Annotated in this window: 25 protein-coding genes; 11 read left to right on the top strand and 14 right to left on the bottom strand. The window is 71.0% G+C overall.

The features are described 5' to 3' along the window. The 3 genes from Q0066_RS16880 to Q0066_RS16870 all read right to left on the bottom strand — a co-directional run. On the bottom strand, positions 1–391 hold a 391-nt coding region (locus tag Q0066_RS16880; protein ID WP_298135106.1), incomplete at its 3' end, for a hypothetical protein. A 145-nt stretch (positions 392–536) separates the two neighbouring features. Next, complete coding sequence (locus Q0066_RS16875; RefSeq protein WP_298135104.1) at positions 537–800, bottom strand: hypothetical protein; 264 nt, start codon at positions 798–800, stop codon at positions 537–539. Between the two features lie 251 nt (positions 801–1,051). Then, positions 1,052–1,831: a prolipoprotein diacylglyceryl transferase family protein gene (locus Q0066_RS16870; protein WP_298135102.1), complete on the bottom strand. Its 780-nt coding sequence runs from the start codon at positions 1,829–1,831 to the stop codon at positions 1,052–1,054. Positions 1,832–1,984: 153 nt separating this feature from the next. Between Q0066_RS16870 and Q0066_RS16865 the strand changes: the two genes are divergently transcribed. Continuing rightward, the gene (locus Q0066_RS16865; RefSeq protein ID WP_298135100.1) at positions 1,985–2,410 is read left to right on the top strand and encodes a hypothetical protein; all 426 of its coding nucleotides are present in this window, start codon (positions 1,985–1,987) and stop codon (positions 2,408–2,410) included. A gap of 9 nt (positions 2,411–2,419) precedes the next feature. Continuing rightward, positions 2,420–2,758, top strand: a complete 339-nt coding sequence (locus tag Q0066_RS16860; RefSeq protein ID WP_298135098.1) for an SHOCT domain-containing protein — start codon at positions 2,420–2,422, stop codon at positions 2,756–2,758. A gap of 97 nt (positions 2,759–2,855) precedes the next feature. On the opposite strand, the gene treS is transcribed toward Q0066_RS16860, so the two are convergent. Then, entirely contained in the window at positions 2,856–5,063 is a 2,208-nt protein-coding gene (gene treS / locus Q0066_RS16855; protein ID WP_298135097.1) for a maltose alpha-D-glucosyltransferase, read from the bottom strand. Positions 5,064–5,243: 180 nt separating this feature from the next. On the opposite strand from treS, the gene Q0066_RS16850 reads away from it, so the two are divergent. Next, on the top strand, positions 5,244–6,140 hold the full coding sequence (locus Q0066_RS16850; RefSeq protein WP_298135096.1) for a glucose 1-dehydrogenase: 897 nt from the start codon (positions 5,244–5,246) through the stop codon (positions 6,138–6,140). A 7-nt stretch (positions 6,141–6,147) separates the two neighbouring features. Here the strand turns inward: Q0066_RS16850 and Q0066_RS16845 are convergent, their stop codons facing one another. From Q0066_RS16845 to Q0066_RS16830, 4 genes are all read right to left on the bottom strand, one after another. Continuing rightward, complete coding sequence (locus tag Q0066_RS16845; protein WP_298135094.1) at positions 6,148–6,516, bottom strand: thiol-disulfide oxidoreductase DCC family protein; 369 nt, start codon at positions 6,514–6,516, stop codon at positions 6,148–6,150. After that, positions 6,513–7,307 carry a transglutaminase family protein gene (locus tag Q0066_RS16840; RefSeq protein ID WP_298135093.1) on the bottom strand — a complete coding sequence of 265 codons (795 nt, stop codon included), beginning with the start codon at positions 7,305–7,307 and terminating at the stop codon, positions 6,513–6,515. Before Q0066_RS16840 ends, Q0066_RS16845 begins: the two co-directional genes overlap by 4 nt. A 103-nt stretch (positions 7,308–7,410) precedes the next feature. Next, positions 7,411–8,055, bottom strand: a complete 645-nt coding sequence (locus tag Q0066_RS16835) for a TMEM175 family protein (RefSeq protein ID WP_298135091.1) — start codon at positions 8,053–8,055, stop codon at positions 7,411–7,413. 97 nt (positions 8,056–8,152) lie between these two features. Next, positions 8,153–8,809, bottom strand: coding sequence for a response regulator transcription factor (locus Q0066_RS16830; RefSeq protein WP_298135090.1), 657 nt, complete (start codon positions 8,807–8,809; stop codon positions 8,153–8,155). 120 nt (positions 8,810–8,929) lie between these two features. Between Q0066_RS16830 and Q0066_RS16825 the strand changes: the two genes are divergently transcribed. From Q0066_RS16825 to Q0066_RS16810, 4 genes are all read left to right on the top strand, one after another. Further along, positions 8,930–10,093: a histidine kinase gene (locus Q0066_RS16825; protein ID WP_298135088.1), complete on the top strand. Its 1,164-nt coding sequence runs from the start codon at positions 8,930–8,932 to the stop codon at positions 10,091–10,093. A 106-nt stretch (positions 10,094–10,199) separates the two neighbouring features. Further along, positions 10,200–10,571 (top strand): hypothetical protein, encoded by a 372-nt coding sequence (locus Q0066_RS16820; RefSeq protein WP_298135087.1) that lies wholly within the window; start codon positions 10,200–10,202, stop codon positions 10,569–10,571. A gap of 59 nt (positions 10,572–10,630) precedes the next feature. Next, a complete protein-coding gene (locus Q0066_RS16815) occupies positions 10,631–11,935 on the top strand; it encodes an alpha-amylase family glycosyl hydrolase (RefSeq protein WP_298135084.1) in 1,305 nt (434 codons plus the stop codon). A gap of 63 nt (positions 11,936–11,998) precedes the next feature. Continuing rightward, positions 11,999–12,631, top strand: a complete 633-nt coding sequence (locus Q0066_RS16810) for a DUF998 domain-containing protein (protein ID WP_298135082.1) — start codon at positions 11,999–12,001, stop codon at positions 12,629–12,631. Positions 12,632–12,723: 92 nt separating this feature from the next. On the opposite strand, the gene Q0066_RS16805 is transcribed toward Q0066_RS16810, so the two are convergent. Continuing rightward, entirely contained in the window at positions 12,724–13,890 is a 1,167-nt protein-coding gene (locus Q0066_RS16805) for a class I SAM-dependent methyltransferase (RefSeq protein ID WP_298135080.1), read from the bottom strand. Between the two features lie 79 nt (positions 13,891–13,969). Here Q0066_RS16805 and Q0066_RS16800 point away from each other — a divergent pair, with 79 nt between their 5' ends. Together Q0066_RS16800 and Q0066_RS16795 are read left to right on the top strand one after the other, a co-directional pair. Next, complete coding sequence (locus Q0066_RS16800) at positions 13,970–14,260, top strand: hypothetical protein (protein WP_298135078.1); 291 nt, start codon at positions 13,970–13,972, stop codon at positions 14,258–14,260. Positions 14,261–14,271: 11 nt separating this feature from the next. Further along, positions 14,272–15,420 (top strand): glycerate kinase, encoded by a 1,149-nt coding sequence (locus Q0066_RS16795; RefSeq protein ID WP_298135076.1) that lies wholly within the window; start codon positions 14,272–14,274, stop codon positions 15,418–15,420. A 62-nt stretch (positions 15,421–15,482) separates the two neighbouring features. Here the strand turns inward: Q0066_RS16795 and Q0066_RS16790 are convergent, their stop codons facing one another. After that, the gene (locus tag Q0066_RS16790) at positions 15,483–17,738 is read right to left on the bottom strand and encodes a FlgD immunoglobulin-like domain containing protein (RefSeq protein WP_298135073.1); all 2,256 of its coding nucleotides are present in this window, start codon (positions 17,736–17,738) and stop codon (positions 15,483–15,485) included. A gap of 198 nt (positions 17,739–17,936) precedes the next feature. Here Q0066_RS16790 and mmuM point away from each other — a divergent pair, with 198 nt between their 5' ends. Then, on the top strand, positions 17,937–18,824 hold the full coding sequence (gene mmuM / locus Q0066_RS16785) for a homocysteine S-methyltransferase (RefSeq protein ID WP_298135071.1): 888 nt from the start codon (positions 17,937–17,939) through the stop codon (positions 18,822–18,824). Between the two features lie 168 nt (positions 18,825–18,992). Here the strand turns inward: mmuM and Q0066_RS16780 are convergent, their stop codons facing one another. Next, positions 18,993–20,306, bottom strand: a complete 1,314-nt coding sequence (locus Q0066_RS16780) for a glycosyltransferase (protein ID WP_298135069.1) — start codon at positions 20,304–20,306, stop codon at positions 18,993–18,995. Between the two features lie 74 nt (positions 20,307–20,380). Between Q0066_RS16780 and Q0066_RS16775 the strand changes: the two genes are divergently transcribed. Then, the gene (locus Q0066_RS16775) at positions 20,381–21,013 is read left to right on the top strand and encodes a TetR/AcrR family transcriptional regulator (RefSeq protein WP_298135067.1); all 633 of its coding nucleotides are present in this window, start codon (positions 20,381–20,383) and stop codon (positions 21,011–21,013) included. A gap of 26 nt (positions 21,014–21,039) precedes the next feature. Here Q0066_RS16775 and Q0066_RS16770 read toward each other — a convergent pair whose 3' ends face one another. Genes Q0066_RS16770 through Q0066_RS16760 form a run of 3 tightly spaced genes read right to left on the bottom strand, consistent with a single transcriptional unit; the run spans position 21,040 to position 22,982 of the window. After that, entirely contained in the window at positions 21,040–21,534 is a 495-nt protein-coding gene (locus tag Q0066_RS16770; protein ID WP_298135065.1) for an 8-oxo-dGTP diphosphatase, read from the bottom strand. A 3-nt stretch (positions 21,535–21,537) separates the two neighbouring features. Further along, entirely contained in the window at positions 21,538–22,581 is a 1,044-nt protein-coding gene (gene tsaD / locus Q0066_RS16765) for a tRNA (adenosine(37)-N6)-threonylcarbamoyltransferase complex transferase subunit TsaD (RefSeq protein ID WP_298135063.1), read from the bottom strand. Beyond that, positions 22,578–22,982 (bottom strand): GNAT family N-acetyltransferase, encoded by a 405-nt coding sequence (locus tag Q0066_RS16760; protein WP_298135061.1) that lies wholly within the window; start codon positions 22,980–22,982, stop codon positions 22,578–22,580. The genes tsaD and Q0066_RS16760 overlap by 4 nt, the downstream gene beginning before the upstream one ends. Positions 22,983–23,016: the final 34 nt, after the last annotated feature.

Raw genomic sequence — 23,016 nt, 5'->3', positions numbered from 1 at the left:
GCAGGTTGCAGTGCTCGATGACGTCGGCCAGCAGGATGCAGGTGTGCTGGGTCTGTGCCGGCGGCAGGCCGTAGGCGTAGGCCTCGGGCACCTGGCGGAAGTTCGTCGGGTCGTCCGGATCGTGCCGCTTGGTCGGAGCCTGCCACTTCTCCAGGTAGCGCAGGATCTGCGGGTCCTCGTCATAGAGGGTGGTGACGATGCCGTGATCGGGGCAGGCCCGCTGCAGCCAGATGCGGTCGTCACGCTCGAGCAGCTGCCCGGACAGTCGACGCACCTGCGCCAGCGGCGGATTCGACTCATGGCACTCGGGGCAGAAGGCGGTCACATAGCGGTGGATCCGGTCGCCGCGCAGCGGCTGACCGGGGCCGAGGACGGCGGCGCGTGGAGCCATCGCTCCCCCTCACGGGACGGACCCGGCCACTCCGCTCGGGTCGGCGGGGCGGAGGCCGCCAGGCCGTCCGCTGGATCACCTGATGGTAACGGCCGGGGCCGACACCACGAAGGCCGGCCGGCGGGAGCCGCCGACCGGAGGCTGGTCAGCCGTGGCCGGCCAGCATGAAGAGCAGGCCGAAGCAGACCCCGGCGAGGATGATCAGCGCAGCACCGATGGCGAGCAGCAGTCCCGAGCCGAAGCGGCGGGTGTCGTCTCGCACGGCCAGCGCGATCGAACCACCCAGGTAGAGCAGCGGAAGTGCCAGCCCGACGAAGTTGGCGGCCTCGCCCCGCATGTACTCGGCCAGCGCGAAGAACAGCCAACCGCCGCCGAAGAGCACGACCAGTCCGACGACGATGCCGAGCACCAGCGAACCACCTGAGCGTCCCGGAGGGGGTCCGCCCGGCGGCTGCCACGGCGTCCCATGGGGCGGGCCGGCCGGTGGCGGTCCGCCCGGCGGCATCCCGCCCGGGGGACCCTGCCATCCGGGCGGCGGCCCCTGCCCCGGCGGAGGTTGCGATGGCGGCGGCCCCTGCCCGGAGGGCGGCTGCCTGCCCGGCGGGACACCGGACGAACCCGGCGGCTGGAAATCCGGTCCACTCATTGAGTCATGGTGACTCATCCGGACGCCCAGCGCGAGCGTGTTTCCGGATGGATCGGCGCCGGGGCTCGCAGCGCCCGCAGCACCGAGCGGATCAACAACGGTGACACTGCCAGCAGGAACCACTGGGGCCGGGTCAGTCCGAACCAGACCTCTTCGTTTCCCCGGACGAACTCGACCGCGAACCGGAACAGGGCGTAGCCGGCGACGTAGAGCCGGAACAGCGCACCGGGCGCCAGCCGTCCGCGCCAACGCAGCAGCAGGGTCAGTGCGACCGCGTGGAAGGCGATCTCGTACAGGAACGACGGGTTCAGCCCCACTCCCGGGACGCCGCCGAGTCGCTCGGCCTGCTCGGCGGTCATCACCATGCCCCAGCCGCCGCCGGTCGGTGTGCCGGGATTCTCGGTGAGCAGGCAGCCCACCCGGCCGATCATCATCGCCAGCGCGACAGCGGGGGCGAACAGTTCTCCGGTGTCCTCGCGGTAGCCGGTCAGCCGCTTGCCGAGCCAGACCCCGATCCAGGCTCCGATCAGACCGGCCAGGATGCTGCGGTTGCCCAACGTCCACCACTCCAGCAGGGACGACGTCCGAGAGGGGTCGAGCGCCGCCGGCCAGGTCAGCAGCCGAGCCCCGAGCGCACCGAAAGCGACCGCCATACCGGCCAGCACCCAGAGCCGATCGTCGTGCAGGCGCAGCCGTCGCTTCTCCAGCGCGTACCAGACCAGGCCGGCCACCACTCCGAGGCCGACCCAGAACCCGTGCACGAGATCGTTGCCGGGGTACGGCAGCGGGATCATCGAAGCACGGCCCGGTGGGGCATCATGCCCGGAGCCTACCCAAGCGGCGGGTACTCGAAGCGGTGCCCCCGGACTCGCCCCCGCACCCCTTGTTCTGGGGGAATTCGCGTCCCCGCGCGGGCGGGCCGGACGGGACCCATCTAGGGTGGCGGCATGACCGCCTCGCCCGAGTGGCTCGACGCCCATCTGGGTCCCGTTGAAGCCATCGCCATCGCACTGCCCGACCATCCGGCGACCGCCGCCTGGGATGCCCTGCTGAGCGCCGTGGACGCCCACCAGTTGCGCGTCCTCGACGTGGAGTTCGTCCGGCGCACCGACACCGGCATCGAGCGGATTCCGGCGTCGTCGGTCGGCGCACCGGCAGACTTCGACGGCGCGAGCAGCGAACTGCTGGACGTCGCCGACCTGGACGCCGTGACGAGCGATCTGGCCGCTGGTGAGACCGCCGCGGTGCTGCTCGTCGAGCATTTGAGCATGTTGCACGTTGTGCACAGTTTCGAGACTGCCGGCGCGCGGATGCTGCTGGATGGTCTGCTCGATCACGACGAACTCGACGACGCCGTCGGCGCGGAAGACTGAGGAGGAACCATGGGGCTTTTCAAGACCGCCGCGAAGGTGGCCGTCGCAAGCTCGGTGCACGGACGGGTGCAACGCCGTCAGGCAGAGCGCTGGGCCGCCAAGGACCAGGCCGCAGCAGCAGCCGCTCAGCCGGTCACCCAGGCGGCACCGCAGCCGGTAGCCCAGGTGCCGCCGTCTCCGCCCACGGCGCAGCAACCCGTCGCCGCCCCGGCCCCGCCCGCTGCGCCGGCAGAGGATCCCATGCAGCGCAAGATCGCCCTGCTCACCCAGCTCGGCGAGTTACGCACCGCCGGGGTGCTCACCGATGCCGAGTTCGAGGCCCAGAAGGCGGTCATCCTGGCCGGCTGATTCCCGGCCGACAAAGCCCTCCCTAACTATCTCTGCCCTCCCGCATGTGGGAGGGCAGAGATAGTTAGGGAGGGCTTCCTGGGCTGACCTGGCCGGTTCAGTCTTCTTTGACCAGGGTGGCGACGCCGCCGAACGCCGGCAGGCTGACGGTGAAACCGCCCAGCCCGTCCACGTCGGCGATCTTGCGCCGGGTGGTCAGGTCGAAGACCCGCCCGGCCGGGATCTCGTCGGACTGGACGCGTCCCTCGATCGGCTCCGGACCGAAGTTGAGCACGGTGATCTGGGCCGCACCGATGTACAGCCGGTTGACCAGGATCAGCATCTGGGGAACCGGCACCTCGGGCACGTCGCGCAGGGTGCCGGTGGACAGGCCGTGCTGCTTGCGGACCTGCAGGATCGGGGCGAGCCGGGACGCGAACGAACGCGGGTCGGCCAACTGCTGCGGCAGCGGACCGTACAGGGTCCGCGCCGCCGGCATGCCCGAGGTGGCACCGTCGGTGGCCACCCCCATCAGGTCGTAGGCACCGCGTTCGATCCACCGGGTGTCACCGGTGGAGATCAGCCCGGAGACCTCCTCGCGGGGCAGCGGCAGCGCCCCGACCAGATCCCAGCCGGACAGCGCGAACACCCCCGGCTGCCAGGCGTTGTACATGCACAGCAGCAGATGGGCGTCCTTGACCTGGTCGGCCTGTTCGGGCGTGATCGAGTCCAGATCGGTGATGCCGAGGCTGGCGGTGATCACCGAGGCCGTGGTCGAGGCGATGCCGTTCTGGGTGAACAGCGCGTTGTAGGGGGCGGCCGGGCCGGTGATCCGCTGCCGCAGGGTCTCGCGGATGTGCTCGGCCAGGTCGGCGCCGGTGTAGTCGACCCCGCCCAGCGTGTAGTGGTCGGCGGCGTGGCGTCCGGCGAAATGGACGAGCTCGTAGGTCAGTTCGTCGTGGTTCTGCATCGCATGCACCAGGGACGCCTGGTCGATGCCGGCCGCGATCGCCTCGCGCAGGGTGAGCCGCAGGAACTCGGTGTCCCCCGTGGCCAGGGCCAGATGGTAGGCGGGGCGGGTGATGAAGTCGTAGGACAGGTCCGGACCCACCGCCGCCGTCTCGGCGATGTCGTCGACGCCCAGGTTCAGCTCCTGGAAGGTGAAGCCGCCCACCTTGCGGACCATCGAACCGATCAGCTGGTTCGCGGCCTGCGACAAGGGGTGCCCCTCCGACCAGGCCGGTCCGGCGATGTTCTTCTCCACGCCCAGGAAGCCGTTGGCGTCCAGCCGCAGCCCGCCGGAACCCAGGTCGAGCAGCGAGTGCAGGGCGTCGCCCATCACCAGCCGCATGCCGGCGAAGGTCGGGTCGAGCCAGTTGATCGAGGGCTGGCCGTCCTTGAAGTAGTGCAGGTACACCCAGCGGCGCAGCGCGCCCTCGTGGTCGTAGATCGGCGGGGTGACCGACCAGTTGGTCTCCTTCACGCCCGGCTCGTAGAAGATCACCCGCTGCAGTTCGCCGATGATGTAGCCGGCTTCGGCCAGCGCCCGCTCGTGGGAGGCGTCCAGGTTGACCGAGTCCTTGCCGGGCGGGACGTCGGGCAGCAGGTGCCAGGCCTCCTCGGGGATGTCGACCATGTGGTAGATGCCCGGGTAGTCGCGGTAATTCAGCTCGGCCAGCCGGAAGTCGGCCCCCTTGCCGGTGTGGCCCGGGACGATGTCGTCGATCACCGTGCCGCCGTGCCGGGACGCCACCTCGCACATCGCACGGAACTCGTCCGCGGTGCCGAACAGCGGGTCGATCGCCATGCTGATCCGGTCGAAGTGGCCGTCGACGCTCGGGGTCAGCTTCCACCCGGTGATGCCGCCGGCCAGTTTCACCGGCCCGGTGTGGACGCCCTCGATACCGATCTGCTGGAAGGTGCGCCACAGTTCCTCATCGCCGATCGCACCCAGGAACGACTGCCCGGGAGCGGTGACCAGCGACAGCGGATAGGCGGTGAACCAGACCGCCGTCTTGTCGACCGCCGCTCGCGGGTCGGGCGCGGCGTAGGGGTTGCTCCACATGGTGTGCAGGCCGGCGAGTTGACGGGCCATCGCGATCGAGTCGCCCAGCATCGACTGGTTGACCAGCCACTCCACGTAGGCCTTGTTGCGGCCGTCCGGCTCGAACGGCGGCGGGCCCATCGCCTGCAGCATGTCCTTGCGCCGCCGGGCGGCGGGCCGCAGCTTGGCCGGCCGCGCCGGGTAGCGCTGAGCGTCGAAGGTCGGTTCGGCCAGCACCTCGTCGTGGTCGGTGGGCACGTCATCCTCAAGCTCGGCGGTCATGGGCGACAAGCCTAGTGCCGTTCCCTGGGAGTCCCTCTGCAGGGGGCCTGTCGCCAGGCAACAAGTTTCGGTGGTCTTCCGCAAAGACCCGCCCGCCGCCACGCAACAGTTTCGGCCGCCGTCCAGCGGGTAGGTACCCCAGACACCCTCAACGACATCGGTGACGAAAGGTGTTTCCGCATGACCAACGACCAGTACAGCTTCGAGAACCCGGTCACCCGCTACGACTCGATCGCGCCACCCGAACAACGGCAGCCCGAGCCCGGACTCGACCGGGACCTGAAGCCGCGGGCCGATCACGGCGAGGACAGCTACCGCGGCGCCGGACGCCTCACCGGACGTCGCGCCCTGATCACCGGCGGCGACTCGGGCATCGGCGCCGCCACCGCGATCGCCTTCGCCCGCGAGGGCGCCGACGTCGCGATCAGCTACCTGCCCGACGAGGAGCCGGACGCCGAGCGCATCATCGCGCTGATCGAGCAGGCCGGACGTAAGGCGCTGGCGCTGCCCGGTGACCTCAAGGACGCCGCCTACTGCCGCTCGCTGGTCGAACGGACGGTGGAGGCGTTCGGCGGCCTGGACATCCTGGTGAACAACGGCGGCAAGCAGGTCAGCCAGGACAGCATTCTGGACATCTCCGACGAGCAGTTCGACGAGACCCTGACCACCAACGTCTACGCCATGTTCTGGATCACCAAGGCAGCGGTCGCCCAGATGCCGCCCGGTTCGACGATCATCAACACCACCTCGATCCAGGCCTACCAGCCCTCCCCCACACTGATCGACTACGCGACCACCAAGGCGGCCATCAACAACTTCAGCAAGGGGCTGGCACAACAGTTGGCGCCGAGGGGCATCCGGGTCAACGCGGTCGCGCCCGGCCCGATCTGGACGCCGCTGCAGCCCTCCTACGGACAGCCGATGGAGAAGCTGACCCAGTTCGGCCAGGACACCCCACTGGGACGTGCCGGCCAGCCGGCCGAACTCGCGCCCGCCTACGTGTTCCTGGCGTCCGGCGAATCGAGCTACGTCAGCGGCGAGACGCTGGGCGTGACCGGCGGCAAGCCGACACCGTGAGCCAACCTCAGCCGAGATCGATCCGGCAGGCGGCGGTCGAACCGGGCAGCCGGTGCCGGTTGCGGGCCACCAGGGCGTAAGCGGGGCGTGCCAGCCAGGAGACGGGCGGGTGCAGCAGTAGCCATCCGGCCAGCCGCCAGCCCGGTCCGCCGGTACTCAGGGCGCGTCCGATCGCAATGTGCCCGTAGCTCACCCGGGTTCCGGACTCACCAGCCTCGACGAACGGGATCTCGCGCCGCGCGCGGTCGGCGTCCACGCCCAGCGCGGCCAGGTCGGCGCGGTGCAGCGGGCTGATCGCCGTCCGCAGGCTGCGGCGTCCGAGCCAGCCGGCACTGGCGGTGCAGAAGCCGCAGTCGGCGTCGTAGAGCAGGGTCATCGCAGCGCGGTCAGCAGGGTCAGATCGTCGGCGGGGAGGTCGTCGACGGTGGCGGTGACCGTCATCGTCTGCAGGCTCAACGAGCCGGACAACGTGGTCAGGAACGCGGTATCGGCGGCGTCGCGTCCGGTGGCGATCCGCAGCAGGCTGGGCCGCGGGGCCAGCGTCGTGGCGTCCACCACCCACCAGGCGCCGTCCAGGTAGGCCTCGGCGACGGCGTGGAAGTCCATCGGATCCAGCCCGGGCGCGTAGACCGACGCCAGCCGGGCGGGCACGTTGAGGCCGCGCAACAGCGCGATCACCAGATGCGCGTAGTCGCGACACACCCCTTGCCGGGACAGATAGGTGTCGATCGCTCCATCGGTCGGCTTGGACGCCCCGGACACGTAGCTCAACTGGGAACCGACCCAGCTCGACACGGCGTCCAGCAACGCCTTGCCGGACAGCCCGGCGAACTCCGCCTGCGCCACCGGCATCAACTTGTCCGAGTCGCAGTAACGGCTGGGACGGGCGTATTCGATCCGATGCCACGGTGAGTGCGGCTCGATCTCGGCGAGGCCGTCCACCTCGACCTCGTAGTCGATGCGCAGAGTCCCCGGCTGCAGGCCGGCGAGCAGGTGCAGGCGTCCGCCGTGCGGTGCCGCCACCTCGTGCACGGCCACCGGAGCGCCGTCCAGGGTGACGCCCAGGCGCTCGGTACGGCGCGGCCCGTCGGCGACTGCGACGGCGAGCACCACCTCGGCCGCGGAATCGACGTTGGCGGTCAGGTGAGCCGAGGCGGAACGCTGCATGGCTCCATGCTGTCAGCCGGCCAGCACTGTCGTGAACCGGGCCACCAGTCGGCCGTACCGGTGGCGATGGTGGAGAGGACGAAGACGGTGAGCGGACGCCGGCTCATGCCGCCCACGCCTCGGTCCGCCGTCCGTAGATCCGCGGAAGCAACGCGGACGCCGGAATCGCCAGCAGCCAACTGAGTTGCGCGGCATTGGGCCCGGCCAGCAGCGCGACCGGAACCGACAGCAGGAAGAACCCGGGGATCGGAAAGGACTGCACCAGCACCATGCGGAACAGCGCCTCGTCGACGCCGTCCGCGAGCAAGCCGCGATGCCACGCGTACAGCCAGATGCCGGTGAGCAGGAAGCCGATCGCCGCGATGGTGAGCGCATACACCACGACCGCCCCGACCTGATCGCCGTGGGTGCCGAGAATCGCGGTGGGCAGCGGCAGCGAGGCCACGAACAGCAGCATCAGCAGATTCAGCCGGAGCAGTCCCTGGTCGTAGCGGACGATGGCGCTGAACTTGCGGTGGTGGGACATCCAGATCATGCCCACCACGACGAAGCTCAGCACGAACGTCAGATAGCCCGGCACCAGGGTGAGCAGCGCTGCATCGAACCCGGCGTCGATGCTCTCGGGCAGGTGCAACTCGATGACCAGCAGGGTCATCGCGATGGCGAAGACGGCGTCGCTGAAGAAGCTGGTGCGCTCCAGGTTGTCGCCGTGGGCGAGCCGGGCGCGGTAGCGGTCCAGGGTGGTCATGCACCTCAGGTTGCCGGTGGCGATGAGCCGGGCGCGTCGCCGCCGGGGTGGAAATCGGCGGTCAACCCGAGGGTGGATGCCGCTCGCAGGCCCGCGCTCAGGGTAGGGCGAGGCCCGTCCGGTAGGCGTAGCGCACCAGCTGCGCCCGGTCTCGCGAGGCGGTCTTGGCGAGCAGGTGGTTGAGGTGGGTCTTCACCGTTGCCCGGGACACGTGGAGCAGTTCGGCGATCTCGTCGTTGGAGTGGCCGGCGGCCACCAGCCGCAGCACCTCGGTCTCGCGTGGGGTGAGCCCGTCCGGCCCTGCGACCCCTGCCGGAGCCGGCGGTGGAACCCGGTCGAGCGCCTCCAGCAGCCGCCGCTGGACGCTCGGGTCGAGCTGGGCCTGACCTTCCCTCACGGTGTGGATGGCGGCGGCGATCTCCTCGCCGGAGGCGTCCTTGGTGAGGAAGCCGCGGGCCCCGGCCCGCAATGCGGCGAACACCCAGTCATCGTCGGAATACGTGGTGAGCACGACGATCCGGGTCCGGCAGCCCTGCCGGGTCAGTTCTTCGGCCACCTCGATGCCGCTGCGCCCCGGCATGTGCAGGTCGAGCAGCACGACGTCCGGGTCGAGCCGCGCGATCTCGGCCAGTGCGGTGTCGCCGTCGGCCGCCGCACCCACCACCCGGATGCCGCTGAGCAGTCCGAGCAGGGTGACCAGGCCCTCGCGCACCACCGTCTGGTCGTCGACCACGAGTACCCGAACATCGGTCACGGCACTCACTGTGGCACAGCGCGGGCGACGGCACGTCGCCCCGGACTCCGAGGCTGCCGGACCCGACCTCCACCCCCGGGTTGAGGCGCTCAACCACCATGGTCGTGCCACAGTTGCGTCATGTCGCCGCTGCGCGTTCTCGGCTTGGCCATGGTGGCCGTCGTCGCGGCCGCCGCGTTGGCCGATCCGGAGAACGGGCGCGATCCGGTGCTGGTCTGTGCCGTGGTGGCGTTCGCCGTCGCAGCGGGAATCTTCCTGGCGCGCGAACTGCCGCTCGCCGTGGGTCTCGGGTCGCTGGTGGTCGCGGGGCTGGCGGTGCTGCTGCTCTACGGGCGCGACCCGGCCCAGGTGCCGCTCGGGCTCTTCCTGCTCGGCGCGATGGCGCCGCTGCAGCGACCGCCAGGGGCCGGGCTCGCCGTGGTCGGCGCTACGTCGCTCGGCTACGTCGCGGTCGAGATCGCGCAGGGACGTGACGGCGGGACGCTGGCCGCGACCATGGCCGGGGTGGCCTTCTTCGTCGTGGTCGGACGCCTCGTGCTGCGCGAACGCGCCCAACGGGAGCGGATCGCCGACCTGATGGCGGAACTGGAACGCAGCCGTGAGGCGGAGCGGGCCGCCACCGCGCAGGCCGAGCGGACCCGGCTGGCCCGCGATCTGCACGACATCCTCGCCCACACCCTGTCCGGGCTGGCCATCCAGTTGGAAGCGGCCCGGCTGCTGGCGTCCGCGGACGGCACGGCGACGCAACTGCGGCAGGCGGTCGAGGCCGCCCACCGGCTCTCCCGCACCGGCCTGGACGAGGCGCGACGCGCCGTCGCCATGCTGCGCGGCAACGAACTGCCGGGACCGGAGGGTCTGCGGCAACTGGCCGACGAGCACCGTCTGGCCACGGGTTGTCCGGTGCAGGTCGAGATCACCGGCGAGCCCTTCCCGCTGCTGCCCGAGCAACGGATCGCGCTGCATCGCACCGCCCAGGAGGCACTCACCAACGTCCGCAAGCATGCGCCCGGGGCGGCCGTCGAGCTGCGCCTGGACTGGGGTACCGACGAGGCCGTGCTGATCGTCGCGGACGACGGCGGCGGATCCGGCAGTGGCGTCGCCCGGCCGACCGACTCGATCCCGGGCTATGGCTTGGCCGGCATGGCCGAACGCGCCCAGCTCGCTGGCGGCACGCTCGAGACCGGGCCGAGTGCTTCCGGTTTCCGGGTTCGGCTGATCCTCCCCTCAGCCGATCCACGGACTGACGCTGAGCGGCGAAGGCAGGACCGGCGGTCGGCGTCCTGACGCAGCTCGGACCGGCCACGGCCCGGACTACAGTTGCCCCGACCGACAAGGGCTGGCAGGAGGTCGTCGAGATGGTCCAGCAAGCGAGGGGTCGGGTGGAGCGGCGATGACCGGGCTGTTCCGCACGTTGATCCCGAAGGTGTTCTACGCCGACCTGGCCGTCGGCCGCGATCTGTTCGTCGACGGACTCGGCTTCGAGGTGCTGCACGACGACGGCGACTTCGTGATCGTCGCCCGCGACGGCTGCAAGCTCTATCTCGTCGAGGACGCCGAGTTCGCCGCCAAGGACCGCCCCGAGTTGGCCATCGAGACCGACGACATCGACGCGGTGTACGCCGACATCGCCGGGCGGCGTCCCGACCTGCTGCACCCCACCTACCCGCCCGGCGGCGGCATCATCCGCCGCGACTACGGCGCCCGGGAATTCGCCGTGCTCGACGCCACCACCACCGGCGTGGTGTTCCGCGACTGGAGCTGACCCGCGCGGCCACCGAGGCCGGCTCGATAGACTCCCAGCGGAAAACCCCGAGGAGACGGATGGACTGGACGGCACACGTCATCTGGTGGCACTGCTACCCGTTGGGCTTTGTCAACGCCGAGGACACCGCGATCCACCATGTGCGGCACCGGCTGGGTCAGCTGACCAACTGGCTCGACTACCTGATCGAGCTGGGCTGCAACGGCATGCTGCTCAACCCCATCTTCGCCTCCGCCACGCACGGCTACGACACCCTCGACCATTACGCGATCGACTCCCGGCTCGGTGACGACGGCGACTTCGGCGAGCTGATGTGGAAGGCCAAGGAGCGCGGCATCCGCATCCTGCTGGACGGCGTGTTCAACCACCTGGCCCGTGAGCATCCGCTGGTGCAGCGCGCCCTGGCGGCCGGCCCCGGCACCCCGGACGGCGACTGGCTGCGCTGGGAGGACGACCACCCGCGGGTCTTCGAGGGCCACCAGCCGCTGGTCGAACTGAACTTCGCCAACCCCGCCGTGCAGGACTTCGTCGTCGACATCATGTGCCACTGGCTGGGTCGCGGCATCGACGGCTGGCGGCTCGACGCCGCCTACGCCCCCGGCGCCGAGGCGTGGCGCCCGATCGTGGAGCGGGTCAAGGCCGCCTACCCGGACTGCTGGCTGCTGGGCGAGGTGATCCACGGCGACAAGGACACCTTCGTGCTCGCCTCCGGCCTCGACTCGGTGACCCAGTACGAGCTGTGGCACGCGATCTGGCAGTCGATGAACACCACCAACCTGTGGGCCTTGGACTGGGCGCTGCAACGGCATCGCCGCTTCTGCGAGCACTTCCGGCCGCAGATCTTCGTCTCCAACCACGACGTGTCGCGGATCTCGTCCCAGCTCGACGACCGGCGGCACATCAGCCATGCGGCGGTGCTGCTCACCATGCTGCCCGGGGTGCCGTCGATCTATGCCGGCGACGAGCAGCGGTTCGAGGGCATCAAGCTCGATCAGGCCGGCGGCGACGACGCGGTGCGGCCGCCGTTCCCGGCCACCCCGGACGGCCTGCTGCCGTTCGGCGCCGACACCTTCGAGCTGTACCGGACGCTGCTCGCGTTGCGCCGCCGGCATCCGTGGATCGTGGACGGCGTTGTCACCACCCGCGACCTGACCAACGAGTCGGTGGTGGTGCTGGTGGCCGGCCCCGACGAGGTGATCGAGCTCGCGCTGAACATCTCCGACCGGGTCGGGCCGATGCCCGAGGGCGAGCTGCTGCTGGCCGGCGAGAAGTGCACCGAGACCGTGCCCCCGCATGGCTGGGCGATCGGCGTCCGGCCGCGCACCGACGAAGACGTGCCGTTCCTGCCGCGCAACGCGGGGTGAGGGGGCCCAGGCTCGGCTGCCGCTAGGCTCTGTCGCAGCTTCTCAGCGCGACAGGAGTCATCGATGCCCACTGCCGCCCTCCGACCGGCCCGGCCGCTCGCCATCCTGGCGCTCGGCGCCGCGGCGTTCGACCTTGCTGTCTTCCTGGTGCTGCACGCCACCCAGCCCGGCGTGGACGTGCTGCGGGACCCCACCAGCAACTACGTGCACGGGACGCTCGGCTTCCTGTCCCCGCTGGCAGCGGCCGCGGTCGGCATCGGCGGTCTCTGCCTCGCGGTGGCCTGCTGGCGCGTGGTCTCCGGCGCAGCAGCGCGGATCGGCGCGATCCTGCTCGCGTTGTTCGGCCTCGCGAAACTCGCTCAGGCGTTCTTTCCGATCGACGCCGCCGGCCAGGCAACGGCGTCGGGTGCGGCGCACAACCTGCTCGGCAACCTCGCCTTCTTCGTGCTTCCGGTGGCGGCCGTGCTGCTGACCGGAGCCGTCGCCCGAGCGACCGGACACGGCCGTCCGGTGTGGCGCCCGGCGGCGGTGTACGGGCTGCTGGTCGGGTTGACCGTGCTGGTGCTGGCCGGGGACGCCCTGGGCTGGTTCGGTGTGGCGCAACGGCTCTATCTGGTCGGCGCCGCCGGCTGGGCCGCACTCATCGCCCTCTGGCTCCTCAGGTCTCCCCGCGCTCGACCGGCCACCGCTGGTTGAGCTTGTCGAAACCCGACTGGGCAAGCGTTGGTTGAGCTTGTCGAAACCTGGTGCGCCCGAGGGAGCTCGACCAGCGATGGAACCGCGACCGCTCAGGAGCCCCCCAGCCGCCGGACGACAAGGGCGCGGACGCCGTCCAGCGTCGGGGTGAGCACCACGGTGGCTGAGCGGGAGCCCTTCGGCTTGAGCCGCCGGCGCAGCACGGCAGGGTCGATGTCGACGCCGCGCTTCTTGATCTCCAGCGTGCCGATCCCCTCGCGACGCACCCAGGCCCGCAGCGTCTTCTCGCCGGCGTCCAGCACCTCGAGCACCTCGAAAGCGGTTGCGAACGGCGTCGGACGGCGGGCGGCACCGAGCAGGTAGGCCAGCTGGGGCCGCAGCCGACCGGCGTCCAGGTGCTCGGCCAGGGAGTCGACCAGGCCGGCCCGGATCACCGCCGGATCGGGCTCGTACAGCACGGCACCGGCCTCGGGGCGGACGATCGCGGCCGGCGGCGGGGCGGCCCGCCGGGTGTCGAGCAGCACGCCGCCGGGCAGCAGCACCGCACTCCGGCCGGGCTCCGACTCGCGCGACCACAGCGACAGCTCCACCAGGTCGCCGTGGTCGCTGACCCAGGTGGCGAGCACGCCGTCCGGGATCAAGGCGTGCGGCGCTCCGGGTCCGAGCTTCACGCAGGCGGTCCGTTCGGCGAGCAGCGCCTCGACGAACGACCACGGCGGGCTGAGGTCCTCGACCCGCCAGCTGCGTCCGGACGCCGTCCGCCGGGCCGGGTCGCAGAACACTGCGGTGGCCGGGTCGGGCGGCGGCAGCAGGGTGACCGCGTCGCCGATCGTCACCTCGATACCGAGGTTCGCGCCCGCCAGGATCGCGGTCACCTCGTCGGCCTCGATGGCCTCCACTCGCAGGCCGGCGTCCAGGCAGGCCAAGGCGTCGGCGCCGATGCCGCACCCCAGATCGACCACCTTTGCCACGCCGGTCGACTGCAGCCGTTCGGCCCGCCAGGCGGCCACCCGGGGCCGGGTGGCCTGCTCCAAGCCGTCGGGGGTGAAGAACAGCCGGTCCGCGCCCTCGCCGAACTTCGTCCGGGCGCGACGCCGCAGCGCGACCTGGGCGGTGACGGCCGCCGCTCGCTCGGGCGGCAACCGGCGACGCAGCCGCTCGGCCGCGCCCAGCGACGACGGGTCGGCCTCGGACGCCACCCGCGCCAGCTCGTCCGCCGCCTCCGGTCCGACCAGCCAACGGGCAGTTGTGGCGTCCATGTCTGGCGTTCTACCGGATCAGAGCTTTCGCGTCGAGCCGACTGGGGTCTGTGTCAGTCCGTCGGCATAGGATTCGGCTATGAAACTGCTTGCCAAGATCCTGCTGATCGCAGCCGCGGCCATTGCGCTGTGCGCGGTCTGGCTGCTGTGGGTCGCCGGATGGGAGGTGTGGCGCCAGTTCGTGGCGCTGGACGCCCTGCGCACCCGCGAGTTCAGCAACCCGGTCGGCACCATCGTCGGCGGAGCGGCGGTGGCCCTGGTGGCCGGCGTGGTGTGCGGCTTCGCGCTCGGCATGCCGCGCAAGCCGAAGGCACCGCTCACGCCGTCGGCGCAGGCACCCGAACTGCCGACCGACCCCGAGCTGCGGTGACGCCGGCCGGCGTGCGCATCGTCATCGCGCCCGACAAATTCCGCGGCACGCTGGAGGCCGCCGAGGTGGCCTCCGCCCTTGCCGCCGGCTTGACCGCCGTGCGTGCCGACCTGGATCTCCGCTGCTGCCCGGTCGCCGACGGTGGTGAGGGCACCCTGGCCGCCGCGTTGGCGAACGGCTGGGAACAGGTGACGACGACGGTGGCCGGACCGCTCGGCGCACCGCTGGCGGCCGCGTTCGGCCGGGGCAGCCTGGACGACGAGCCGGCCGGCCTGGTCGAACTCTCCGTGGCCAGCGGCCTGGCCCTGATTCCCGCCGACGCCACCGGACGCCGGCGCACCGACCCGCTCGGCGCCACCAGCCGAGGCACCGGTGAGCTGATCCGGGCCGCCCTCGACGCGGGCTGCGCCACGGTGATCCTCGGCATCGGCGGCAGCGCCTGCACCGACGGCGGCGCCGGCCTGCTCACCGCGCTCGGCGCTCGGTTCCTGGACGCGGCCGGCACGCCGGTGCCACCCGGTGGCGGTGGGCTGGCCGAGTTGGCCCGTGTCGACCTGTCCGGGCTCGATCCGCGGCTCGCCCGCACCCGCTTCGTCGTCGCCTGCGATGTGGACAACCCGCTGACCGGCGAGCGTGGCGCCGCCGCCGTTTTCGGCCCGCAGAAGGGCGCCGATGCCGACGACGTCGCGACCCTGGACGCCAATCTCGGCCGGCTGGTCGAGGTGCTGGCGGCGGAGCTGGGGCCGGTGGCCCGCGAGGGCGCCGTCCGGCCGGGCGCGGGAGCAGCCGGCGGGGTCGGCTACGCGGCGATGACCGTGCTGGGCGCCGAGCCGCGACCCGGCGTCGACGTGGTGCTGGATCTGGTCGGCCTCGACGGCCAGGTGGCCGGCGCCGATCTCGTGATCACCGGCGAGGGCAGCCTCGACAGCCAGAGCCTGGGCGGTAAGACGCCGGTCGGCGTGGGACGGCTGGCCGCCGCGCACGGCGTCCCGGTCGTCGCGGTGAGCGGACGCTGCACGCTGTCGGCCGACCAGTTGCGGGAAGCGGGCTTCTCCGCCGGGTACGCCCTGGCCGACCGCGATCCCGTCCGTTGCTTCACCGACACCGCCACGATGCTGACCGAGATCGGCCGCGAGATCGGCGAACAGCTCGCCGGTTGAGCTTGCGAAACCCAGGAGCCCGCCCGTACCGGTCGCGGCAAGCTCAACCGACGATGATCTCCCTACCGCTTGACCTTCACCGTGCCGGTCGCCGCCGCCCGACCGGTCACGTCGGTCACGGTGCCGCTGCCGTCGCGGGCGCTCGCCCTGAGCGTCCAGGTGTAGGTTCCTGCGGCGACCTTCCTGCCCTTGGCATCGCGGCCGTTCCAGGTCGCCTTCCGCAGTGAACCCGACGCGGTGGCCTGCGTGGCGACGCTGCGCACCAGCTTCCCCTTCGACGTGCGGATCTCCAGGGTTCCGGCGTTGAGCGGCTTGCTGGTGTCGATGGCCGGTTTCCAGGTCGTCCCGGCCTTGAACGAGGAGGGCGCGAGGACGCCGAGCAGCCGGGGCGCGGTGGTCGCCACGCCCTGGATCTTCGCCACCTCGATCGTGGTTTCGGTCGCCCAGGCGAGCTGTCCCACCCCGTCGGTGGCCAGTTCGTAGCCGCTCTGCACCGGAAGCACCTGGCTCTGGCCGGTGCGGTACTTCCAGACGTACGCCGTCCGCACGTCGTCGTCCTCGGTGTGCGAGGGCTGGTAGCGCGCGATCAGCGCGTAGCCGTCACCGAGTGCCTTGACCTGGCCGGAGATCGTGTGCGATTCGCCGGTGCGGTAGTTCCGAACCAGCGCGGTCACCTGGTCGTGGTCGGGGCCGCCGAAGTAGGTGAGGCCGATCCAGTCGCCCCACATCAGCAGATCGGTGCTCCAATACTCCGGGCCCGCCGGCAGCGTCACCGTGATCGGTGTGGACGACGGCTTGGCCAGATCGCGCACCGTGATCGTCCGGCCCAGGTCGGGGATGGTAGCCACCAGGCTGCCGAAGATGGCGGGGTTGCGCACAGTGCGATAGGTCACCCCGTCGAATCGCCGGACGTAGTCGCCGGTCGCCACGTAGGGGCCGCTCAACCCATTCGCGTTGGCCTTCTGCCGCTGGTCGAACACCCGCTTGGCGTCGTCGTAGTACCCGGTCTTCAGCGAGGTGCAGCAGTCGACGACGGTACGCCGGCCGGAGGCGTAGACGCGCCAGCTGTTGTCCACCGGGCCGGCCAGCCGGATCTCGGCGCCGACGGTCGTCCCCGAGAAGGTGCGGTACCACAGCGGCGAGGGCGAGGCGTCCACGAACGGACGGCTGTCGATGGCGGTCACCCGGTTCGGGGTGACGGCGAGGGAGGCCAGGTAGGCGGGCACCTTGCGGCTGACGATCGACCAATCGACCTTCCCGTTCGGAGCCACCCGGCCGTACACGTCGCCCTTCGCGGCGTGCTCGCCGTACACCAGCGGACGGGACGGGTCACGGAAAGCGGTTCCCAGCAGTGCCCGGATCGTCGCGGTGGTGGTCACCTTCTTCACCGTGTTGCCCTTGCGCAGCCACAGCGTGGTGTGGCGGGCCCGGTAGATCACCTCGTCGACGCCCTGGGACACGTCGAGTGTCGCGTCGACGTTGCGACTGTCGCCCTTGCGCAGGGTCAGGCAGCTGGGTTTTGTCGGGTCGGCCAGCGGTGCCCGGCAGATCGCCAGCTTGGACTTCGTCCCGACCAGGTAGTGCATCCGGTCGGCGGCCACCGCCGAGCCGATCAGGCCGGGGATCTCCATGGCCGGACGTCCCGTCGTCCCGTCGGTGGAGGCGACCGCCAGGAACTGGCGCTCGGCTTGCTTCTTGGCGTCCCAGACCGAGCCGCGACCCAGCACGGTCGTACCGTCCGCCGAGATTCCGATCGCGCGGGTGTTCTCGGGTGCCCCCTCGCCGAAGACGACCGGGAGCGATCGTGCGGTGCTGCCGGAGAGGTCGAGGACCCGTCCGTCGGCCAGCACCACCCGATTCGCCACGGCGTCGGCAATACCGGGGCACTCGATCACGACCGCTCCCTGCTCGGGGGTGACGTCCACCGTCCGGGTCGTTCCCTTGACCGGGTCCCAGATCACGAAGCCGCCGGCTTTCGCGGAGTCGCAGTCTTCGCCGCCGTCGACGACGTCGTCCAGTTTCATCCGGTAGAAGAGGCCGCGGTAGCCGATCAACGAGAAGCTGGCCACGCTCTGCGGCGCGGGCTTCCAGCCGGCCCCGTTGTCGAGCGAGTATTCGTACTCGTACTTCCGGCTGGCCGTCCAGACCGCCCGCACCACGACGTCCTGGCTGGCCGCGACCAGACTCGTCGGGCCGTACATCTTCGGCAGCGGAATGCTGGTGACGGGATCGAGCCCGTCCTCGGCCCGGGCCGGCGTGGAGGGCGACCAGGCCGCCAGCGCAAGGACGGCGACAAGCCAGCTGACAGCACGGCGCATGGGTACTCCTCGTTGAGCGCGGAAAGCTACCCATCCCTACGGTCGAGTGGTCGTGAGCGTGGCACCCCGGCGAGGGGTTCTCACGAACCTTTCAGCTGTGTCGCCCGTCGAGGGGCGCGGCGGGGTGTCCTTCCGAGGGGCGCCCGGCCGAGCGGCGCACCGCCGAGGCGCAGGTGAGGACTGCACTACGGTGACGACATGGGATCGTTCGCCACCGCACTGGCCGACCGGACCGTGTTGCTCGACGGCGGGCTGGCCACCCGGCTGGAGGCTCGCGGTCACGATCTGAGCGACACGCTGTGGTCGGCCCGGCTGCTGCTCACCGATCCGGGCGAGATCCGGGCCACCCACGAGGACTTCTTCGCAGCCGGTGCCGAGATGGCGACGACGGCGTCCTATCAGGTGAGCGAGTCGGGCTTCGCGGCCGCGGGGTACACCGCCGCCGAGGCCCGGCAAGCGCTGCGCCGCAGCGTCCGGCTGGCGCGTGAGGCGTCCGAGGCGTTCGGCGGCCCGCGCTGGGTGGCGGCGTCCGTCGGCCCCTATGGAGCGACCCTGGCCGACGGCTCCGAATATCGCGGTGACTACGGGTTGAGCGTGGACGAGTTGCGCGCCTGGCACCGTCCGCGGCTGGAGATCCTGGCCGAGGCCGGGGCCGACGTGCTGGCCTGCGAGACGATCCCGTCACTGGCCGAGACCGAGGCGCTGGCCGCCGAGCTCACCGCCTTGGGGGTGCCGGCCTGGCTGTCGCTGACCACGGTCGGCGACCGCACCCGGCGCGACGAACCGGCGTCCGAAGCGTTCGCGATCGCGGCCGAGGTGCCGAATGTGGTCGCCCTCGGCGCCAACTGCTGCGATCCCGGCGAGGCCGCCGCTGTGGTGACGGCCGTCGGCGGACGCCGTCCGGTGATCTTCTACCCCAACAGCGGCGAGGACTGGGACGCCCGCGCCCGGCACTGGACCGGACGTGCGGCAGTCGGCGACAGTGCCCGCTCCTGGGCGGACGCGGGCGTCCGTGCCCTCGGCGGCTGCTGCCGGGTCACCCCCGATCAGATCGCGGGGATGCGGGCGGAACTCGACCGCCGCTGAGCCCTTCACCGCGTCCGTCATCCCGGGCTCCCTCTCGTCATCCCGGGCTCTCATCTCGGCACCCACTGATGCCGTCATCCCGGGCTCGACCCGGGATCTCGCGACCGGACAGCTCGCCCGAGGAGGAGATCCCGGCGTCCGCCGGGATGACGGAGGTGCGACGGGCGACTACGCGGTAGGGCAGGGCTCGACCGGCGAGACGGCGCAGATCGCCTCATCGACCACTCGGGCGAAGCCCGCGGCACCCGGCGAGGCCACGATCTCGGCACCGACCCGCTGCGCGGCCTGCGCGTAGGACGGGTCGGCGAGCACGCGTCCGACCGCCTTGCGCAGCTCTTCCGGGGTGGGCCGCTGGTGGCGCAGCCTGACGCCGACACCCGACCAGGCGATCCGGGCGGCCACCTCGACCTTGTCCTCCTTGCCGGGCGCGACCACCAGCGGCACGCCGTGCCGCAGCGCGAACTGAGCGCCGCCATAGCCACCGTTGGTGACCATCACCGACGTCCGTGGCAGCAACTCCGCATAGGGCAGGAATTCGGCGACCCGGACGTTGCCCGGCAGCGCACCCAGGCTGTCGGCCGAGGCACCGCCGGTGGCGACCACGACCAGGGGTTCGCGATCGGCGAAGGCATCAATGGTCGGCCGGATCAGCTCGCCCAGGTCGGTGTTGGCGATGGTGCCCTGGGTGACGTGGACGACCGGGCGGGTGCCGTCCAGTTCCGACCACCATTCCGGCAGCGCGTGCTGGACGGCGCCGGAGACCGACACCGGGCCGAGGAACCGCAGCTGCGCGGCGACATCGTCGGGACGCGGGTACTCGAACGACGGGACGCTGAGCTGCGCGATCGCGTCTGCGTGCTGCAGCCACTGCATGACGGGAATGCGCGGCTCACGGCCGAGCGCGCGCCGTCCGATCTCGGCGCCGGCGGCGTTGACCGGGGCGAACAGCCGCGCGGTGAGCGCGTTCAGGAAGCCGTTGCGGATCCGTCCGGCCAGGCCGCCCAGCGGCGGCAGCCCCATGCCGAACGGTGCCAGGTCGGGCGCCGGCAGGTTCAGCGGCAGCACGCCACCGACGATGACCGGCGGACGCTCACCCACCGGCAACTCGACCAGCAGGGCGCCGGCGGCGAAGGTCGGGTCGGTCACGATCACATCGGCAGGCTCTTGGGCGAGCAGTTCGGTCACCGCCGCGTACTGGGCGGCGCCGGGGCGCACGAAGATGTGCTCGAGATCGTGTGCGACCGCCTTGACGGGTGACAACTGCTCCCGCTCGGGGAACTGTGCGGTGACGAAGCGATCGTCGAAGTCGGCCTCATCCGGCAGCGAGACGTGCTCGGCACCGGTCGCGGCAACCACGGCGGCGAAGCGCGATCCGGTCAGGAACCGGACCCGGTCGCCCCGGGCGACGAGTTCGGCGGCCAGCGGCAGCAGCGGTGTGACGTGTCCGTGGATCGGAACGCTGGCGAAGATGATCGAAGTCATCGGGGTCCCCCATCTGTGTGGTGTAGTGTCGAATACAGGAGTCGAGTATTCACTACTGTGATACAGGAATCAATATGGCAAAGCGTCGATATTCGTCCGAGCTGCGCGAGCAGCAGGCTGCGGCCACCCGAGCGCGGGTGGTCCAGGCGGCCGCCGAGTTGTTCGCCGTCCGCGGCTACGCCGCAACGTCGCTGCCGCAGATCGCCCGCGAAGCCGGCGTCTCGACCGAGACGGTTCAGTCGCACGGCCCCAAGCTGCGGTTGTTGCAGGCGGCGATCGATCAGCTCTCCTTCGGCGGAGAGCCCGGCCAGGCGCTGATCGATACACCGGTCGGTGCCCGGTTCCTGCAGGCCTCCTCACCCGAAGAGGCCGCCGACATCTCCTCCCGGGTCCTCGTCCAGGTCAACTCCGCCACCCACGGGTTGTGGCTGGCGTTCTCCGAGGCCGCACGCACCGACAAGACGCTCGCCCAGGAGTTCACCGCACTCGCCGTGCAGATCCGGGCCGAGAACCTGATCATCCTGCAACTCTGGCGCGAGCGCGGCTGGCTGCGCGATGACGTCCCGGACGCCGTATTGGCCCAGTGGAGCGACGTCATCGCCTCCGTCGAGGTCTACGACCGGATGGTCCGCGTCGAAGGAGCCACCGTCGAGGAATACCGCGAGCTGATCGCCGGCATGCTGTTGGAACTCCTCGTCCGCCGCTGATCCACCTCGCCGGGGACGGTGGTCGCTCAGCGGCGGTAGCTCCAGCCGGTTGCGACTCCGTCGACGTAGGGCATCACGCCGTGGAACGGACGCGGGTCGTCGTCGAAGACGAGCTGCAGGAAGTGCCGGTCGCCGGGCCACATCGGCAGCGGTTCTCCCCTGCCGAGCAGCCGGTTGATCGGCAGCCAGTCCAGCGGGCCGTCGTCGTTGCGCTCGGGGACGGTGCCGGTGAAGGCGTCCACGATGAAGATGAAGCCGAACCAGTCCTCGCCACCGGCGCCGAAGCCGGGCCACGAGATGGTGCCGCGCAGCCGTTCGGCGGTGACCGTGATGCCGGCCTCCTCCATCAGCTCGCGGTGCAGGCAGCCGATGACGTCCTCGTCGTTCTCCAGCTTGCCGCCCAGGCCGTTGTACTTGCCCTGGTGCAGGTCGCCGTCGCGACTGCGGAACACCATCAGTGCACGCTCGCCGTCCGGGTGCAGCACGTAGCCGAGGACGCCGATGATCGGTGCGTACGGCATGGCTCAGACCAGCACTGTCGAGACGGGCAGGCCGGAGTTGGCGCCGATGTCGAGGCTGGACGGACGCAGCCCGCGGCTGATCACCTCGGAGCCGAGCACAGCCATCATCGCGCCGTTGTCGGTGCACAGTCCGGGCCGCGGACGCCGCAGCGCGATGCCGCGTTCGGCCGTCCGCTGCTCGAGCAGGGTGCGCAGCCGGGAGTTGGCCGCCACACCGCCGCCGATCAGCATGTCCGAGACGCCGAAGTGCTCACAGGCGTCGACCGCCTTGGCGGTCAGCACGTCGCAGACCGCCTCCTGGAAGGACGCCGCCACATCAGCCACCGGGACCTCCTCGCCGTCGCGCTGCCGGGTCTCCACCCAGCGGGACACCGACGTCTTCAATCCCGAGAACGAGTAGTCGAACCGGTGCTTGACCAGGTCCTTCTGCGCGGTCAGGCCGCGCGGGAAGGCGATCGCCTTCGGGTCGCCGTCGGCGGCCGCCTTGTCGATCACCGGACCACCCGGGTAGGCCAGGCCGAGCACCCGGGCCACCTTGTCGTAGGCCTCGCCGGCGGCGTCGTCGATGGTCGAGCCGAGCTCGACGATGTCGCCGGTGATGTCGCGGACCAGCAGCAGCGAGGTATGACCGCCGGAGACCAGCAGCGCCGCGCAGGGTTCGGGCAGGGGACCATGGTCGAGCAGATCGACCGCGACGTGACCGACCAGGTGATTCAGTCCATAGAGCGGCTTCTTCAGCGCCACGGCAAGGGCTTTCGCCGCCGAGAGGCCGACCACCAGGGCGCCCATCAGGCCCGGCCCGGCGGTGACGGCGATGCCGTCCAGCTCGGTCAGGTCAACGTCGGCGGTGGCCAGCGCGCGCTCCAGAGCGGGACGCATCGCCTCCAGGTGGGCGCGCGAGGCGATCTCGGGCACCACTCCCCCGTAGCGGACGTGCTGCTCGACCGACGACGCGACCTCGTTGGCCAGCAGTTCGTGCCCTCGCACGATGCCGACCCCGGTCTCGTCGCAGGACGATTCGATGCCCAGCACCAACGGACCGCTCATCGGATCAACTCTCCATTCCCCACACCGTCGTTCATCGCCGCCGTCTCATCGAACCGGACGAGCTCGCGCTGCATCACCAGCGCGTGCCGGCCGGCCCCGTAATAGTCCTTGCGGCGGGCAAGTTCCACGAAGCCCAGCCGGCGGTAGAGCGCCAGCGCCGCAGCATTGTCATGTTCGACTTCGAGCAACATCCGGAGCCCGTGCCGTTCGGCCGCCCAGGTGATCCCGGCCTCGACCAGGGCCCCGCCGATGCCCCGTCCGCGCTGGTCGGGGGCGACCATGACGCGGTGCAGGTCGGCGGCATCGGCGACCAGTTGGAAGGTCGCGACGCCGAGCAGCCCAACCTCCGCAGGTCGAGAACCCGACTCGGCGCCAGCCGTTGGTCGAGCCTGCCGAGACACCAAGGCACCCGTTGGTCGAGCTTGTCGAGACCCC

It is taken from the genome of Micropruina sp. (assembly GCF_027492755.1).
Taxonomy (GTDB): domain Bacteria; phylum Actinomycetota; class Actinomycetes; order Propionibacteriales; family Propionibacteriaceae; genus Micropruina.
This window is presented reverse-complemented; position numbering and strand designations above follow the sequence as displayed.